General features: G+C 72.6%; 17 protein-coding genes. 1 reads left to right on the top strand and 16 read right to left on the bottom strand.

Annotated features, from left to right (window positions below; genetic code table 11):
- Positions 1-38: 38 nt before the first annotated feature.
- Positions 39-917, bottom strand: coding sequence for a 30S ribosomal protein S2 (gene rpsB / locus ACQY0Z_RS22375; RefSeq protein WP_189903448.1), 879 nt, complete (start codon positions 915-917; stop codon positions 39-41).
- A 382-nt stretch (positions 918-1,299) separates the two neighbouring features.
- Here rpsB and ACQY0Z_RS22370 point away from each other — a divergent pair, with 382 nt between their 5' ends.
- On the top strand, positions 1,300-1,884 hold the full coding sequence (locus ACQY0Z_RS22370; protein WP_430541786.1) for a M23 family metallopeptidase: 585 nt from the start codon (positions 1,300-1,302) through the stop codon (positions 1,882-1,884).
- A 34-nt stretch (positions 1,885-1,918) separates the two neighbouring features.
- On the opposite strand, the gene ACQY0Z_RS22365 is transcribed toward ACQY0Z_RS22370, so the two are convergent.
- The 15 genes from ACQY0Z_RS22365 to ACQY0Z_RS22295 all read right to left on the bottom strand — a co-directional run bounded on the left by ACQY0Z_RS22365 (position 1,919) and on the right by ACQY0Z_RS22295 (position 14,358).
- Positions 1,919-2,476: a TetR/AcrR family transcriptional regulator gene (locus ACQY0Z_RS22365; protein WP_019523278.1), complete on the bottom strand. Its 558-nt coding sequence runs from the start codon at positions 2,474-2,476 to the stop codon at positions 1,919-1,921.
- A gap of 122 nt (positions 2,477-2,598) precedes the next feature.
- The gene (gene whiG, locus ACQY0Z_RS22360; RefSeq protein ID WP_189903445.1) at positions 2,599-3,441 is read right to left on the bottom strand and encodes an RNA polymerase sigma factor WhiG; all 843 of its coding nucleotides are present in this window, start codon (positions 3,439-3,441) and stop codon (positions 2,599-2,601) included.
- A gap of 286 nt (positions 3,442-3,727) precedes the next feature.
- The gene (dprA, locus tag ACQY0Z_RS22355) at positions 3,728-4,855 is read right to left on the bottom strand and encodes a DNA-processing protein DprA (RefSeq protein ID WP_347226435.1); all 1,128 of its coding nucleotides are present in this window, start codon (positions 4,853-4,855) and stop codon (positions 3,728-3,730) included.
- Positions 4,856-5,463: 608 nt separating this feature from the next.
- Entirely contained in the window at positions 5,464-7,086 is a 1,623-nt protein-coding gene (locus tag ACQY0Z_RS22350; protein WP_189903443.1) for a YifB family Mg chelatase-like AAA ATPase, read from the bottom strand.
- Positions 7,087-7,491, bottom strand: coding sequence for a YraN family protein (locus ACQY0Z_RS22345; protein ID WP_189903441.1), 405 nt, complete (start codon positions 7,489-7,491; stop codon positions 7,087-7,089).
- 179 nt (positions 7,492-7,670) lie between these two features.
- The gene (locus ACQY0Z_RS22340) at positions 7,671-7,979 is read right to left on the bottom strand and encodes a DUF2469 domain-containing protein (RefSeq protein WP_003993268.1); all 309 of its coding nucleotides are present in this window, start codon (positions 7,977-7,979) and stop codon (positions 7,671-7,673) included.
- A gap of 53 nt (positions 7,980-8,032) precedes the next feature.
- The gene (locus tag ACQY0Z_RS22335; protein WP_439812710.1) at positions 8,033-8,560 is read right to left on the bottom strand and encodes an NUDIX hydrolase; all 528 of its coding nucleotides are present in this window, start codon (positions 8,558-8,560) and stop codon (positions 8,033-8,035) included.
- Positions 8,550-9,335 (bottom strand): signal peptidase I, encoded by a 786-nt coding sequence (gene lepB / locus ACQY0Z_RS22330; protein WP_347226430.1) that lies wholly within the window; start codon positions 9,333-9,335, stop codon positions 8,550-8,552. The genes ACQY0Z_RS22335 and lepB (ACQY0Z_RS22330) overlap by 11 nt, the downstream gene beginning before the upstream one ends.
- A gap of 87 nt (positions 9,336-9,422) precedes the next feature.
- Entirely contained in the window at positions 9,423-10,391 is a 969-nt protein-coding gene (gene lepB, locus ACQY0Z_RS22325) for a signal peptidase I (RefSeq protein WP_189903435.1), read from the bottom strand.
- The gene (lepB, locus tag ACQY0Z_RS22320) at positions 10,279-11,379 is read right to left on the bottom strand and encodes a signal peptidase I (protein ID WP_439812709.1); all 1,101 of its coding nucleotides are present in this window, start codon (positions 11,377-11,379) and stop codon (positions 10,279-10,281) included. The genes lepB (ACQY0Z_RS22325) and lepB (ACQY0Z_RS22320) overlap by 113 nt, the downstream gene beginning before the upstream one ends.
- Positions 11,372-12,115 carry a signal peptidase I gene (gene lepB / locus ACQY0Z_RS22315; RefSeq protein ID WP_439812708.1) on the bottom strand — a complete coding sequence of 248 codons (744 nt, stop codon included), beginning with the start codon at positions 12,113-12,115 and terminating at the stop codon, positions 11,372-11,374. Before lepB (ACQY0Z_RS22315) ends, lepB (ACQY0Z_RS22320) begins: the two co-directional genes overlap by 8 nt.
- 45 nt (positions 12,116-12,160) lie before the next feature.
- Entirely contained in the window at positions 12,161-12,511 is a 351-nt protein-coding gene (gene rplS, locus ACQY0Z_RS22310) for a 50S ribosomal protein L19 (RefSeq protein ID WP_033275915.1), read from the bottom strand.
- A gap of 130 nt (positions 12,512-12,641) precedes the next feature.
- Positions 12,642-13,475 (bottom strand): tRNA (guanosine(37)-N1)-methyltransferase TrmD, encoded by an 834-nt coding sequence (gene trmD / locus ACQY0Z_RS22305; RefSeq protein WP_189903429.1) that lies wholly within the window; start codon positions 13,473-13,475, stop codon positions 12,642-12,644.
- The gene (gene rimM / locus ACQY0Z_RS22300; protein WP_189903427.1) at positions 13,472-14,035 is read right to left on the bottom strand and encodes a ribosome maturation factor RimM; all 564 of its coding nucleotides are present in this window, start codon (positions 14,033-14,035) and stop codon (positions 13,472-13,474) included. Before rimM ends, trmD begins: the two co-directional genes overlap by 4 nt.
- An 83-nt stretch (positions 14,036-14,118) precedes the next feature.
- Positions 14,119-14,358, bottom strand: coding sequence for an RNA-binding protein (locus ACQY0Z_RS22295; protein WP_003973401.1), 240 nt, complete (start codon positions 14,356-14,358; stop codon positions 14,119-14,121).
- Position 14,359: the final 1 nt, after the last annotated feature.

The raw sequence follows: 14,359 nt of genomic DNA, 5'->3' as shown, positions 1-14,359 counted from the left end.
TGTCACCGCTCCCGCCGTCATCGGCTCTGACGGAGCGGTCAGGCCTGCTCGGCCTTGGGCTCGGCCTCGGCCTGCGGGGCCTCGGCGGCGGGGGCCTCAGCCGGCTTCTCGCCCTCGGCGGCGGCCGGAGCGGCCTCGTCGGCCTTCTTCTCGCCCTCGAGCAGGTCGCGCTCCCACTCGGCCAGCGGCTCGCCGGCGGCCTTCTCGCCCTTGCCCTCGGCGCCACCGCTGCGGGCGATGAGGCCCTCGGCGACGGCGTCGGCGATCACGCGGGTGAGCAGGGTGACGGAGCGGATCGCGTCGTCGTTGCCCGGGATCTTGTAGTCGACCTCGTCGGGGTCGCAGTTGGTGTCGAGGATGGCGACGACCGGGATGTTGAGCTTCCGGGCCTCGCCGACCGCGATGTGCTCCTTCTTGGTGTCCACGATCCAGACGGCGCTGGGCACCTTCTGCATCTCGCGGATACCGCCGAGGGTCTTCTCCAGCTTCGCCTTCTCGCGGGAGAGGACCAGCAGTTCCTTCTTGGTGAGGCCGGAGGCGGCCACGTCCTCGAAGTCGATCTGCTCGAGCTCCTTGAGGCGCTGCAGACGCTTGTAGACGGTCGAGAAGTTGGTGAGCATGCCGCCCAGCCAGCGCTGGTTGACGTAGGGCATGCCGACGCGGGTGGCCTGCTCGGCGATGGCCTCCTGCGCCTGCTTCTTCGTGCCGACGAACATGACCGTGCCGCCGTGGGCCACGGTCTCCTTGACGAACTCGTAGGCGCGGTCGATGTACGACAGCGACTGGAGCAGGTCGATGATGTAGATGCCGTTGCGCTCCGTGAAGATGAAGCGCTTCATCTTCGGGTTCCAACGACGGGTCTGGTGACCGAAGTGGACGCCGCTCTCCAGCAGCTCCCGCATCGTGACGACGGCCATGGCCGTATCTCCTTGAATTTCTCGGTTGTGCCGCGGGGGCCGGACGGCTCCCGCGCCTGACGCCCACGACGCGCCGTGCCACGAAGGACCGAGGGGCGCTGACACCGGGCCACGGCCGTGACCGGTCCCGATGTCGGGGCGTGCGAAGTCGACCCGGTGGCCCGGGTCGCCACCAGAAGTGTACGGGACCCGCGGGGTGCCGGGTGACGCCGTTGTCCACAACCCGGCCGTCCGTCCACAGGTCCCGGCGGAGATCACCTCCTCGGGAGACGCTTCCGCCATGCGAGGACCGGTACGGAGCGAGGGACGTGGGTGGCGTGAACGGGCCGAAATGGCTGATGGGAGCGGGCGGGGCGGTTGGCCGAGGCGGTGCGTGCGGCTGGTGCTGGTGGTGGCCCTGACGGTGGTGACACTGCTGGCGCCGCCGGCCTCACGGCTGTTCGCGGCGGGAGCGGGAGGGTCGCCGACGGCCGTCGTCGGGGCGCTCCCCGCCGCGGACGACGAGGCCGTCCCGGCCGTCGGCCGTACGTGGCCGGTGGGGGTACGTCCGCGGGTGCTGCGCGGCTGGGAACCGCCGGCGAGTGCCTACGGGCCCGGACACCGGGGTGTCGATCTCGCGGCGGCTTCGGGGACGCCGGTACGGGCGGTGGCGGACGGCCGGGTGTCCTTCGCGGGCCGGGTGGCCGGGAAGGGGGTCGTGTCGGTGGAGCTCGCCGGCACCGGGGATCCGCCGCTGCGTACGACCTACGAACCCGTCCGCTCCTCGGTGCCTCAGGGCGCGGAGGTGACGGCGGGCGAGGTGATCGGCACGGTGGAGGCGGGCGGCTCCCACTGCGCGGCGCCCTGCGTCCACTGGGGTCTGCTGCGGGACGAGACCTACCTGGACCCGCTCTCGCTGCTGCCCCCGTGGCTGCTGCACCGGGGTCCGTCGCGGCTCCTGCCGGTGCTCGGGGTGTCGTTGCCTTGAGGGGGCCGGGCGCCTCGCGGGCGGGCAGGCGGCTTCAGCCCCGGACGCCGTCCAGGGCCAGGGAGACCGCCGCCCGGACGATCACGTCGGGGTGCTCGGCCGCCCCCAGCTCGATACGGCGCACGGCCGCGTCGACCACGCCCTGGAGCAGCATGGCGGTCAGGCGCGGCTCGGCGTGGCCCAGCTCGGCGAGCGCGTCGACGATCATCGCGATCAGCCCGCCGTGGGCGGCGCGGATCTTCTCCCGGGCGCCGGCGTCGAGTTCGCTCGCGGAGATCGCGACGACCGCGCGGTGCCGCCGGTCCCCGACCAGTTCCAGCTGCTTGCGGACGTACGCCTCGATCTTGCCCTCGGGGCCCTCGGCGTCCGCCATCGCCGCCTCGACCTCCGCCGCCCAGACGGGGAAGTCGGCCTCGCACAGCTCCTCGACGACGGCCGCCCGCGAGCGGAAGTACTCGTACACGGACGACCGGGCGAGGCCCGTGCGCTCGGCGAGGGCCGGGAAGGTCAGCGCCTCCGTACCGCCCTCGGACAGCAGGGAGCGTGCCGCGTCCAGCAGGGCGGCTCGCTGCATCGACCGGTGCTCGGCCACGGAGGCCGCTCGAATCCTTGGCACGACGTCCACTTTACGGACGCCCCGCCCACCGCGGCCAGGGGTTCGCCCGGCCGGTCACCCCGGCCGCCGGCCGAGGTCAGCGACGGGTCAGCGACAGGTCAGCGGCCGAAACCGGCCAGCTTGGCGCGCAGCTGGAGCACCGACTTGGTGTGGATCTGGCTCACCCGGCTCTCCGTGACGCCCAGCACATTGCCGATCTCGGCCAGGGTCAGGCCCTCGTAGTAGTACAGCGTGACCACGGTCTTCTCCCGTTCGGGCAGCGTGTTGATGGCCCGCGCCAGGAAGCGGCGCAGCTCCCGGTCCTCGGCGACCTCCACCGGGTTGTCGGCGGCGGTGTCCTCCAGGGTGTCCATGAAGCTGAGCTGGTCGCCGCCGTCACCGCCGACGTGCAGCAGCTCCTCCAGGGCGACGACGTTGGCGAGCGAGAGCTGGCTGAACACCGCGTGCAGCTCGCCGACGGTGATGCCCATCTCGGCGGCGACCTCGTTCTCCGTCGGGGTGCGCCGCAGCCGCGCCTCGAGGGTGGCGTAGGCGCGCTCCACGTTGCGCGCCTTCTGCCGCACGGAGCGGGGGATCCAGTCCAGCGCCCGCAGTTCGTCGATCATCGCGCCGCGGATCCGGGTGATCGCGTACGTCTCGAACTTGATCTCGCGGTCGACGTCGAACTTCTCGATCGCGTCGATCAGCCCGAAGACCCCGGAGGACACGAAGTCCGCCTGTTCGACGTTGGGCGGCAGCCCCACGCTGACCCGGCCGGCGACGTACTTCACCAGTGGTGAGTAGTGCAGGATCAGCTGCTCCCGCAAACGTTCGTCCCCCGTCGCCTTGTACGACCGCCACAGCTCGTCGAGCGTCGAGGGAGCGGGCGGCCGCACGCTGCCACCGTCGCGGGCGGCTGGGGGGATCGCCGCCCGGTCGGACCCGGAGGTGTGCTGGGGCATTCGTCGCCTAGTGCCGTTCTGCCGTGGGCTGGTACTGCCTGGGTGCGTGGTCTGTCCGATGTCTGTTCTGGTGTCTGTTCTGGGCTGTCCGTGTCTCGGCCCTCGTGAGCGTAGCGTGACTGCGGCGTCGCGGTGTGCGAAGAACGGGGGCCGGGCCGTGCGCAGATACGTTCCGGGGGCAGTCCCGCCGGGGCACAGCCGTCGCTCTGCGTGATCACTCGGATACCCCAACTGACGTATTCTCCAAGGCGTGTCGGGGTTCCCCCGGACGGCCGAACACGCTGCGTCAACGGACATCGGCGCCGCCCCGGACCGAGATCATCGCCTGGCGCGTCAACTTCCAGGCGTCGCCGTGTCGTTCGACGTAACCAAGTGCTCGGAGTTCGTACAGTTTCGCGATCGCGTCGTCCGTGGTGGTCTGCGCCGTGCGGGCGATGTCGTCCGGGCGGGCCGCCCTACGGGCCGGCAGCGCGGCGAGGACCTGGCGGACCGCCGGATCCAGCAGGTCACGGGGCAGGACGGGGCCTCTGCGCTCAGGGGCGAGCTCGCCCATGTCGCCGACCAGTTCGACGATCTCGTCGGTGTCGGTGACGAGGACGGCGTCCTGCCGGAGCAGCTCGTGCACCCCTGCGGAGAGGCCGCTGGTGGCCGGGCCCGGTACCCCTATCGTGTGACGTCCCAGCCGGCGGGCGGCGCGGGCGGTCACCAGGGAGCCGCTGCGGTGGGCCGCCTCGACGACGACCGTGCCCCGGGTGAGGGCGGCGATCACGCGGTTGCGGAGGAGGAAGCGGCTGGGGGTCGGATGCTCGCCCGGCGGCAACTCGCCGACCACCAGACCCTGTTCCGCGATCCGGTTGATCAGTCCCGCGTGTCCGCGCGGGTAGGGGCGGTCCACGCCGCAGGCCAGCACGGCGACGGTGGCGCCGCCCGCGCCGAGCGCCCCTCGGTGGGCGGCGCCGTCGATGCCGTAGGCGCCGCCGGAGACGACGATCCACCCCTTCTCGGCGAGCCCGGCCGCGAGGGTGGCGGCCATGAACGCGCCGTACTCGGTGCAGGCCCGGGCGCCGACGAGGGCGACGGAACGCAGCGCCCACATCCGCAGGTCGGCGGTGCCGCGCACCCACAGGCCGAGCGGGCGGGCGTCCCCGAGGTCGTCGAGCTGGCCGGGCCACTCCGCGTCCCCGGGACACACGAACCGCACACCCGCGTCCTGAGCGACGGCGAGATCCCGCCGCGGGTCGGCCCGCTCGGCCCGGGCCAGCAACCCGGCCCACCGCTTCTGGCTGACGCCGGGCAGGGACTCCCCCCGGTGCCTGAGCCGCCGCACCACCCCGTCCACCCCGAATTCACGCACCCAACGCCCGCCGGTCTCGTCCCCGGGTTCGATGACGCGGGTGAGGTAGATCCGGCCCAGGAGGCCGCCGTGGTTGGTGGGTGGGGGTGAGGTGTCGGGCCCGGTCGCGCAGGGTGGGCCGCCCTGACCGGCCGGCCGCGGCTGGCTGCCGTGCGCGCCCACCCCAGGCGGGCCGCCCAAGGGCGGCCCGCCCAAGCGGGTCGGCCGCGGGGCGCCGTCGGGCCCGGCCGATCCGGGCCGGTCGCCCTGGCCGTTCGGCCGAGGCGCTCCGTCGTACCCGGCCTCCCCGGGCGAGCCGCCTGGGCCGGTCGGTCGCGCCGGACCATCAGCCCCGGCCCCTCCAGGCAGACCCCCTGGCTCGGTCTGCCGAGGCGCTCCGTCATACCCGGCCTCCCCGGACGGGCCGCCTGGGCCGGTCGGTCGCGCCGGACCATCAGCCCCGGCCCCTCCAGGCAGACCCCCTGGCTCGGTCTGCCGAGGCGCTCCGTCATACCCGGCCTCCCCGGACGGGCCGCCTGGGCCGGTCGGTCGCGCCGGACCATCAGCCCCGGCCCCTCCAGGCAGACCCCCTGGCTCGGTCTGCCGAGGCGGGTCACCGCGCCCCACCCGCCCAGCCGACCCCGCCGAATCGAGGTACCACGGCGGGCCGAACGGCCCGTTTCCCCCGCTCATGCCCCCGCCCCGATCACCATCGGCACCCCACGCGGCACACCCGTCCGCAGTTGCAGCGCCAGTGCGACGTCGCCCGCGTCGGGGCGGGCATGGCCGGCCAGGTCGGCGATCGTCCAGGCGACCCGCAGGACCCGGTCGATGCCCCGCGCGGTCAGCACGCCCCGCTCCAGGCTGCGTTCGGCCTCGTCCATGGCACCCGGTGCGGCCTGCCAGCGGCTGCGGAGCTCCCGGCCGGGAATCTCGCTGTTGAGGCTCCACGGTGTGCCCTGGAGCCGGGCGGCGGCGCGTTCGCGGGCCGAGCGCACCCGGTCGGCGACCGTCGCGGTCGTCTCGCCCCGGGCGCCCGCCGCCGTCAGTTCGCCGCGGGTGACGGCGTCCACCTCGACCCGCAGGTCGACCCGGTCGAGCAGCGGGCCGGAGAGCCGGGCCTGGTAGCGGCGGATCGCCGAGGGCGGGCACTCGCAGTGGTCGTCGGTGCGCGAGAACCGGCCGCACGGGCACGGGTTGGCCGCGAGCACCATGAGGAAGCACGCCGGGAAGCGCACGACGCCCGCGCTGCGCGCGATGACCACGTGCCCCGCCTCCAGCGGCTGGCGCAGTGCGTCCAGCGCCTTGCTGCTGAACTCGGGGGTCTCGTCCAGGAACAACACGCCTCGATGGGACAGGGACACCGCTCCCGGCCGGGCCGTCCCCGGGCCGCCGCCCACGAGGGCCTGCATGGTGGCCGAGTGGTGCGGGGCGCAGTAGGGCGCGGTGTCGATCAGCGGGCGGCCCGGCGGCAGCAGACCCGCCACCGAGTGGACGGCCGTCACCTCCAGGGACGCCTGGCGGTCCAGCGGCGGCAGGATGGACGGCATGCGCTCGGCAAGCATCGTCTTGCCCGCGCCGGGCGGGCCTTCCAGGAAAAGGTGGTGTCCGCCCGCCGCGGCCACCTCGACCGCCGTGCGCGCCGCGTGCTGGCCCACGACGTCGGCGAGATCGTGCCCCTGGTCGTACCGGCCGGGACCGCCGCTCATGCCGGTGATCCCTCCGCTGCCGAGGTCGCGCAGGCCCGCCATCAGCGGGTCGGGCCGGTCCGGCTCCTCTGGCTGCTCGTCGGGCACCGGCTCGTCGGTGAGGATCGCGATGAGCTGGCGCAGGCTGCGCACGCCCAGCACGGACACGCCCGGCACCAGGGCGGCCTCGGCGGCGGCGCACTCGGGCACCACCACCTGCTCGAAGCCCGCGTCCGCCGCGGCCAGCACCGCCGGCAGGATGCCCCGTACCGGCCGCACCCGGCCGTCCAGGCCCAGTTCGCCGATCATCACGATGTCGGAGAGGGCGCGGGGGTCGATCCGCTCCGAGGCGCCGAGGACCGCGCATGCGACAGCGAGATCAAAACCCGAGCCGGCCTTCGGCACCGACGCCGGACTCAGGCCCACGGTGAGCTTCTTCTGCGGCCACTCGCCGCCCGAGTTGACCACGGCGGCCCTGACCCGGTCGCGGCTCTCCGTCAGGCTCTTGTCCGGCAGTCCCACCAGCGTGAACGCGGCGACCCCCGGCTCCAGGTCGGCCTGCACCTCGACGACCACGCCCTCGACGCCGACGAGCGTCACCGAACACGTACGGGCGAATCCCATTCAGGCCACCCCCCTGACATGCTCGACCACGGGGGCGCCGCGCCTCGGGAGCAGCACGCCGACCAGGTCGATGCGGACGCCGCCGGGCGGTGCTCCCCCGTGTTCCTGGAGCCAGCGCTCCGCCAGGCCGCGCAGCCGGCTCGCCTTGGCCGGGGAGATCGCCGCCATGGGGTGCTGGAAGGAATCGGCGCGGCGGGTCTTCACCTCGCAGACGACCAGGGCGTCGCCGTCCCGCGCCACGATGTCGATCTCGCCGGCCCTGCCGGAGCGCCAGTTCCGCGCCAGCACCGTCATCCCGGCCTGGGTCAGCCGCCGCGCGGCCAGTGTCTCCCCGTACCTGCCGAGCGCCCCTTGGGCCTGCCCGCCACCGTCACCGCGTACCTGCGTGTTCTGCCGTGCGTCCATGCCGGCACCACCTCCGGCGCCAACCGTCACGCATCACCGCGGACCCTGCTCGGCCCCGTGCACAACCCGGCGACTGTGGAAAACCCCGCCACCCGCGAGCGTGAACCTCACAGCCTTACAAGCTCACGGCCTCAAAGGCTCACGGACTCACAGCCCCACAGCCCCACGGCCCGACAACCTCACCCGCTCGGCAGCTCCAGGTCGCTCTTGTTCAGCTCCTCAATGTTCACGTCCTTGAACGTGAGTACCCGCACCTGCTTCACGAAGCGGGCCGGCCGGTACATGTCCCAGACCCAGGCGTCCGCCATGGACACCTCGAAGAACACCTCACCCTGCACCGAGTGCACCTGCATCTCGTAGTCGTTGGTGAGGTAGAAGCGCCGCTCGGTCTCGATCACGTATTTGAACAGACCGACGACATCGCGGTACTCCCGGTAGAGCTTCAGCTCCATCTCGGTCTCGTACTTCTCGAGGTCCTCGGCGCTCATGGCATGTTCCCCTTCAGCCGTGCGATCCCACCATTGTGCGCCAGTCCCTGGGGTCACCGGACGATTTCGGTGTCCAGGGTCACGGGCGCGGCCGGGGGGCCTTCGTCGAGCAGCGTCCGCAGCAGCCCGGCGAGCTTGGTCGGATACACCGTCTCACGGGCGTGCAGCAGTTCCGGCCAGGTCCACCAGCGAGCTCCGGCGACACTGCGCCGTTCCAGCTCGGTCAGGGCCGTCGCCACGGTGGCCGTCTGCGTCGTACGGGCCAGGTAGTACCACTCGTCCTGGTCCCACTGGCGGCCCGCGAACGGGAAGGAGCAGCGCCGCCGCCACAGCACCGGGCCGAGTTCGACGTCGGTGATGCCGGTCTCCTCGGCGAGTTCCCTGAGGGCCGCCTCTTCACGGGTCTCGTCGCCCTCCACGCCGCCGCCGGGCGTGAACCACCAGTCGACGGCGGGGTCGTCCGGCTCGTGGCCGTGGAGCAGCAGGATGCGGTCCCGCGGGTCGAGCAGCACCACCCGGGCGACCCTGCGCAGCCCGCCCTCGTACGTGTCCGGTGCGGCCGGGGCCCGCTCAGCGGCCACCGCTGCTCCCCGCCCCGCTCCCACCCGCGCTCCGGCCCCGGGAGGCCGCCGCGCGCTTGGCCAGCGGCCCGTACGCGGCCCCGGCCAGCACCATCACCGCACCGCCGACCACGGCGGCGAGAACGCTCGCCAGCGGTCCGGGGGTGGAGAGCGGGCCGAGGGTCTGGAAGCCGGTGGGCTTGGCGAGCATGCCGTCCATCGGCCAGACCACGGCGTCCACGCGGGCCTGGACGGCGTCGCGGGCGACGGTGCCGCCGGCGGCGTCGGTCAGATGGGCCGTGGAGTCGACCGACCCGGAGCGCTCGTCGCCGAGCAGGAACAGACGCCCCTCGGGCACGGTCACCTCGGGGAAGGTGGACGACCGCGCCATCGGGTCGTCGGGGAGGTACGGCTCGTCGATGGTCTTGCCGTTGACCGTGAGCTTGCCGTCCTTGCAGCAGGAGACGGTGTCGCCGCCGACGGCGACGACCCGCTTCACGATGGGCGCGTTCGACCAGGTGTCGTCCCGGAAGACGACGACATCGCCCCGGCGGACGTCTCCGCCGTCGATGCGCTCCGCCAGCACCCGCTCGCCGGCGTCGATCGTCGGGGCCATCGAGGTGGTCGGCACGGTGTAGGGCCGGTAGACCACCGCTCCCCAGGCGAACCCGCCGAGGAACAACACCAGCCCGAGCGCGACGGCCACGTTGGACAGCACCTGCCCGGTCCGGCCGCTGCGTGCCGTGCCGGAACCGCCGCTGCCCGGGACCGTACGCGTCGTGCTCTGACCACTCATGGGCCGCACCCTACCCGGCGGTACCCGGGCGGGTCAGCCCCTCCTGGCGACCCCCGGCGCCGGGTGCCGGGCGCCAGGGGTCCGGCCTCAGGCGCGACGGCGCCGCCACAGCGCGAACGGCACCGCGCCGGCCAGCGCGAGCGCGGGAGGCGCGACCGTGAGGGCCGCCGCGTCCTGCTGCTGGGTGTTCAGCCCGGGCTGGTCGAAGGTGTCCGGTACGGGCAGGTTGGTCCAGCGGTTGACCGGCCAGGCGATGACGACGGCGCGGCCGACGACCTTGTCGACGGGGACGAAGCCCTGGTTCTTGTCGGCGGTGTTGTAGCGGGAGTCCCGCGAGTTCTGCCGGTGGTCGCCCATGACCCAGATGTGGCCCTCGGGAACCTTCACCTTGAACTGGCCGCCCTGGTCGTCCTGGCTGCACGGGGTGTTGCCCGGGTAGACGTAGGGCTCGTTGAGCGCCTTGCCGTTGACCTTCAGCGGGCCGGTGCCCTTGCACTCGACCGTGTCGCCACCGACGCCGATGACCCGCTTGATCAGGTCCTTCTCCTCCGCGGACGGCATCAGGCCGATCCAGCTGAGAGCCTTCTGCAGCGCGTTGGGGTCGGGGGTCGGCTCGCCCGCCAGCCAGTTGTCGGGGTCGTGGAAGACGACGACCTCGCCGCGCTCCGGCTCGGAGCCGAACCACGGGGTCAGCTTGTCGACCAGGACCCGGTCTCCCCGCTGGAGGGTGTTCTGCATCGAGTCGGAGGGGATCGAGAACGCCTGGACGAGGAACGTCTTGATCAGCAGCGCCAGGACGAGCGCGATGCCGATGAGGATCGGCAGCTCCTTCCAGAAGGAGCGCTGCTGCTTCTTCGGCCGGTCCCGGTCCGGACCGTCCGGTCCCTGACCGCCGGCCCGCGTCCCGTCCTCGTTCACTCCGCCGTCCTCGACCACACGCCCGTCACTCCCGGAGAACGCGGCGTGGCCCGCGCCCGGGTCGCCCGGCCCCGCGGAGCGTCCGCGGTTCTCCTCGCCGCCCTGACCGGACCGTGCGCCTACCGCCACATCCCCCACGCCGACTCCTCACTCTCTGCCGCCGCCCGCGCCATGCCCGGCGCAGGCCCACCACTCCCATAACGAGCGGGAGTTCCGCAGGGCTCGGGAGCTGGACAATCTCTTCACGCTGTCCGGGATCGTCCGGGGCAACCCTATGCGACGACGGGGCGCCCGCGATCGACCCGGGCGCCGAGTCGGACACGGAGGCGTACGTCGTCGGTTCGTCGAGCGTGCTCCAGTGGCCGAAGGGCCAGGCGATGACCATGGCGCGGCCCACCACCTCGTCCTCGGAGACGGTGCCGCCGTAGTCGGTGTCCTGGTGCGAGCGGGAGTCCGCGGAGTTGGCGCGGTGGTCGCCCATCACCCACAGGCGGCCCTCCGGCACGGTGACGTCGAAGGGCGTCAGCGAGGGGGCGTTGCCGGGGTAGAGGTAGTCCTCGTTCAGGGGGACGCCGTTGACGGTGACGCGGCCTTGGGTGTCGCAGCACTGGACGCGGTCGCCGCCGACGCCGACGACCCGCTTGATCAGGTCCTTCTCGTTCTCCGACGGCAGCAGACCGATGAAGGTGAGGCCCTCCTTGATCTGCTTGACGCCGACCGGGTCCTCCTTCTTCACCGTGGTCCGCTCGTCCTTGAGCCAGCCGCCGGGGTCCTTGAACACGACGACGTCGCCGCGCTGCGGCTTGGACCCGAACCAGGGGGTGAGCTTGTCGACGAGGACGCGGTCGCCGATCTGGATCGTCTGCTCCATGGAGCCGGACGGGATGACGAACGCCTGCACGAGGAACGTCTTCAGGACCAGCGCGATCAGGACGGCGACGCCGATGAGGAGGGGGATCTCCTTGACGGCGCTGCGCCTGCGGCGGCGCTTGACCTTGCGCTGCAGTTTGCGCCGCTCGGCGCGGGTGCGGCCGGAGGCCGGGGACACGGCCCGGCGGGCCCCGGTGGGCAGCAGGTTCTCGGCGGCGCTCGCCGGCACGCCGCGGGGCTTGCCGCGGTTACCCATGGCCGCCTCCCGTCGGAGCCGCCGCGTGCGCGGATGCCTCCCCCGACGGCACCTTCGTGTACGCGTCCGTCGGCTCCAGGCGTCCGGCGCGGCCGAACGGCCATACGACGGCCTCCGCGCGTCCGACGACCTTCTCCACCGGCACCATCCCGCCCCCGGGCGCCCCGAGGCGGTCACGCGAGTCGCTGGAGCTGCCGCGGTGGTCGCCGAGGACGAACAGCCGCCCCTCGGGCACGACGACGTCGAAACGCACGGCGGAGGGGCTGTCGCCGGGGAACAGGAAGCCCGACTCGTCGACCGACCGGCCGTTCACCCGGATCCTCCCCTCCCCGTCACAGCAGACGACATGGTCCCCGCCCACCCCGACGACCCGTTTGATGTAGTCGGCGTCACCGAAATACCCGGTGCCGTCGAACACAATCACGTCGCCGCGGGCCGGCTCGTCGCCGAAGGCGTATGCCAACTTGTTTACGAGAACGCGGTCCCCGACCCTCAATCCCTTCTCCATCGATCCGCTCGGGATCTCGAAGGGCCGCGCCACGAACAGGTTGACCGCCAGCAGGAACAGCAGGCAGAGCAACAGGGTCAGGGTGATCCGCCCGCCGGGCAGCCGGTCCGTGAAGCGCGGGACCAACGCGGAACGCGACCGCCCCTCCGGCCCCGGCACGCCCGAGGAGTCCTCGGGGTCCGGGGGGAGGGAGCGGTCGCGCTCCGTCGGCTGTGCTTCCGTGTCCATCGGGGCCAGATGCTATCCGGCCGCGATATGACGCCGGTAAAGCGCTCAGTTCTCGCGCTTCTCCTTGATCTTCGCGGCCTTGCCGCGGAGGTCACGGAGGTAGTACAGCTTGGCGCGGCGGACGTCACCCTTGGTGACGAGCTCGATCTTCTCCACGATCGGGGTGTGCACCGGGAAGGTGCGCTCGACGCCGACGGAGAAGGAGACCTTGCGGACCGTGAAGGTCTCGCGCACGCCGGAACCCTGGCGGCGGATCACCACGCCCTTGAACTGCTGCACACGGGAGCGGTTGCCCTCGATGACGCGCACGTGGACGTTGACGGTGTCGCCGGGACGGAAGTCCGGGACGTCGCTGCGGAGCGACGCGGTGTCGACGGAGTCGAGCAGGTGAGACATGTCGTCTGCTTTCTTCGCTGATGCCGCAGGTCATCAACGGCACTAGGTAACGGATCGGGCTGTGCGGTGCGGGGCGGGCGTCGTGTCCCCCTGCGGCAGGGGCGCTCGCCTGACGGCGCACAACAGCGGCCTATTGTTCCACGCCGCCGGTCCTGCGCCAAAATCGGCCGCACGGCTCCCCCTCGGGGTCCGGCTCCCAGCCGAGGATGGACAGCATCTCGCGGTCCTTCTTGTCGAAGGCCTTGGGGTCGCAGCGTTCGATGAGGTCGGGGCGGTACTCGGTGGTCCGCCGCAGCGCCTCGTCCCGCCGCCAGCGGGCGATCTTCCCGTGGTGGCCGCTGAGCAGCACGTCCGGGATCTCCCGGCCGCGCCAGGCCGGCGGCTTGGTGTAGACGGGGCCCTCGAGCAGGTTGGCCATGGCGCCGGGGGCGAAGGAGTCGTCGCGGTGCGACTCGGCGTTGCCGAGGACGCCCGGGAGCAGCCGCGCCACCGCCTCGGTGACGACGAGGACCGCGGCCTCGCCGCCGGCCAGCACGTAGTCGCCGATGGACACCTCGTACACCGGCATACGGGTGGCGTACTCGTCGACGACGCGGCGGTCGATGCCCTCGTAGCGGGCCGGGGTGAAGATCAGCCAGGGGCGCCCGGAGAGGTGGACGGCGAGTTCCTGGGTGAAGGGACGGCCGCTCGGGGTGGGGACGATCAGGGCGGGCTGGTGCGCGCCGCCCTCGTAGCCGTCCGCCAGGACCGTGTCCAGCGCCTCTCCCCAGGGCTCGGTCTTCATGACCATGCCGGGACCGCCGCCGTACGGGGTGTCGTCGACGGTGTTGTGCCGGTCGTACGTCCAGTCCCGCAGGTCGTGGACGTGCACGCCGAGCTGTCCGCGGGCGCGCGCCTTGCCGACCAGGGAGACGTTCAGCGGGTCGAGGTACTCGGGGAAGATCGTGACGACGTCGAGCCTCATCGGGCGTCGTCCCCGCTCTCCGCGGCGTCGCGGGCGGAGGCCACCTCGGCGCGGTCGTCGATCAGGCCGGGCGGCGGGTCGATGACCGCGCGCTGCTCCTCCAGGTCGATCTCCGTGACGATCTCCTCGACGAACGGCACGTACACCTCGGTGCCGTCCGGGCGCTCGACGACGAAGAGGTCCTGGGTGGGCAGGTGGGAGATCTCGGTGATCCGGCCGACCTCCTCGCCGTCCTTGGTGACGACGTCCAGGTCGATCAGCTGATGGTCGTAGTACTCGTCCTCGCCCTCGGGCAGTTCCTCGGGGTCGACGTCGGCGATCAGCAGGGTGTTGCGCAGGGCCTCGGCGCCGGTGCGGTCGTGGACGCCCTCGAAGCGCAGCAGCAGGCGGCCGCTGTGCACCCGGCCGCTCGCGATGGTCAGCGGCCCCACGGAGGCCGGGTCGGTGGCCAGCACGGCGCCGGGGCCGAGCCTCAGCTCGGGCTCGTCGGTGCGGACCTCGACGGTGACCTCGCCCTTGATCCCGTGGGCGCGGCCGATGCGCGCGACTACCAGCTGCACTGTGTTCGTTCTCCTGTCATACGACTGCGGGCCGGGGACGGCCCAGTGGCCCTCCCCGGCCCGAGCCGGTGCTGCTTACGGCGTCAGCGGACGTGGTCCACGTCGACGAGGTCGACACGGACACCGCGGCCGCCGATGGCGCCCACGACGGTGCGCAGCGCGCGTGCGGTGCGGCCGTTGCGGCCGATCACCTTGCCGAGGTCGTCCGGGTGGACCCGGACCTCGAGCACGCGACCGCGGCGCAGGTTGCGCGAGGCGACCTGCACATCGTCAGGGTTGTCGACGATGCCCTTCACGAGGTGCTCGAGAGCCTCCTCGAGCATG

The organism is Streptomyces sp. P9-2, assembly GCF_051903975.1.
In the GTDB taxonomy this organism is placed as follows: domain Bacteria; phylum Actinomycetota; class Actinomycetes; order Streptomycetales; family Streptomycetaceae; genus Streptomyces; species Streptomyces cellulosae.
This window is presented reverse-complemented; position numbering and strand designations above follow the sequence as displayed.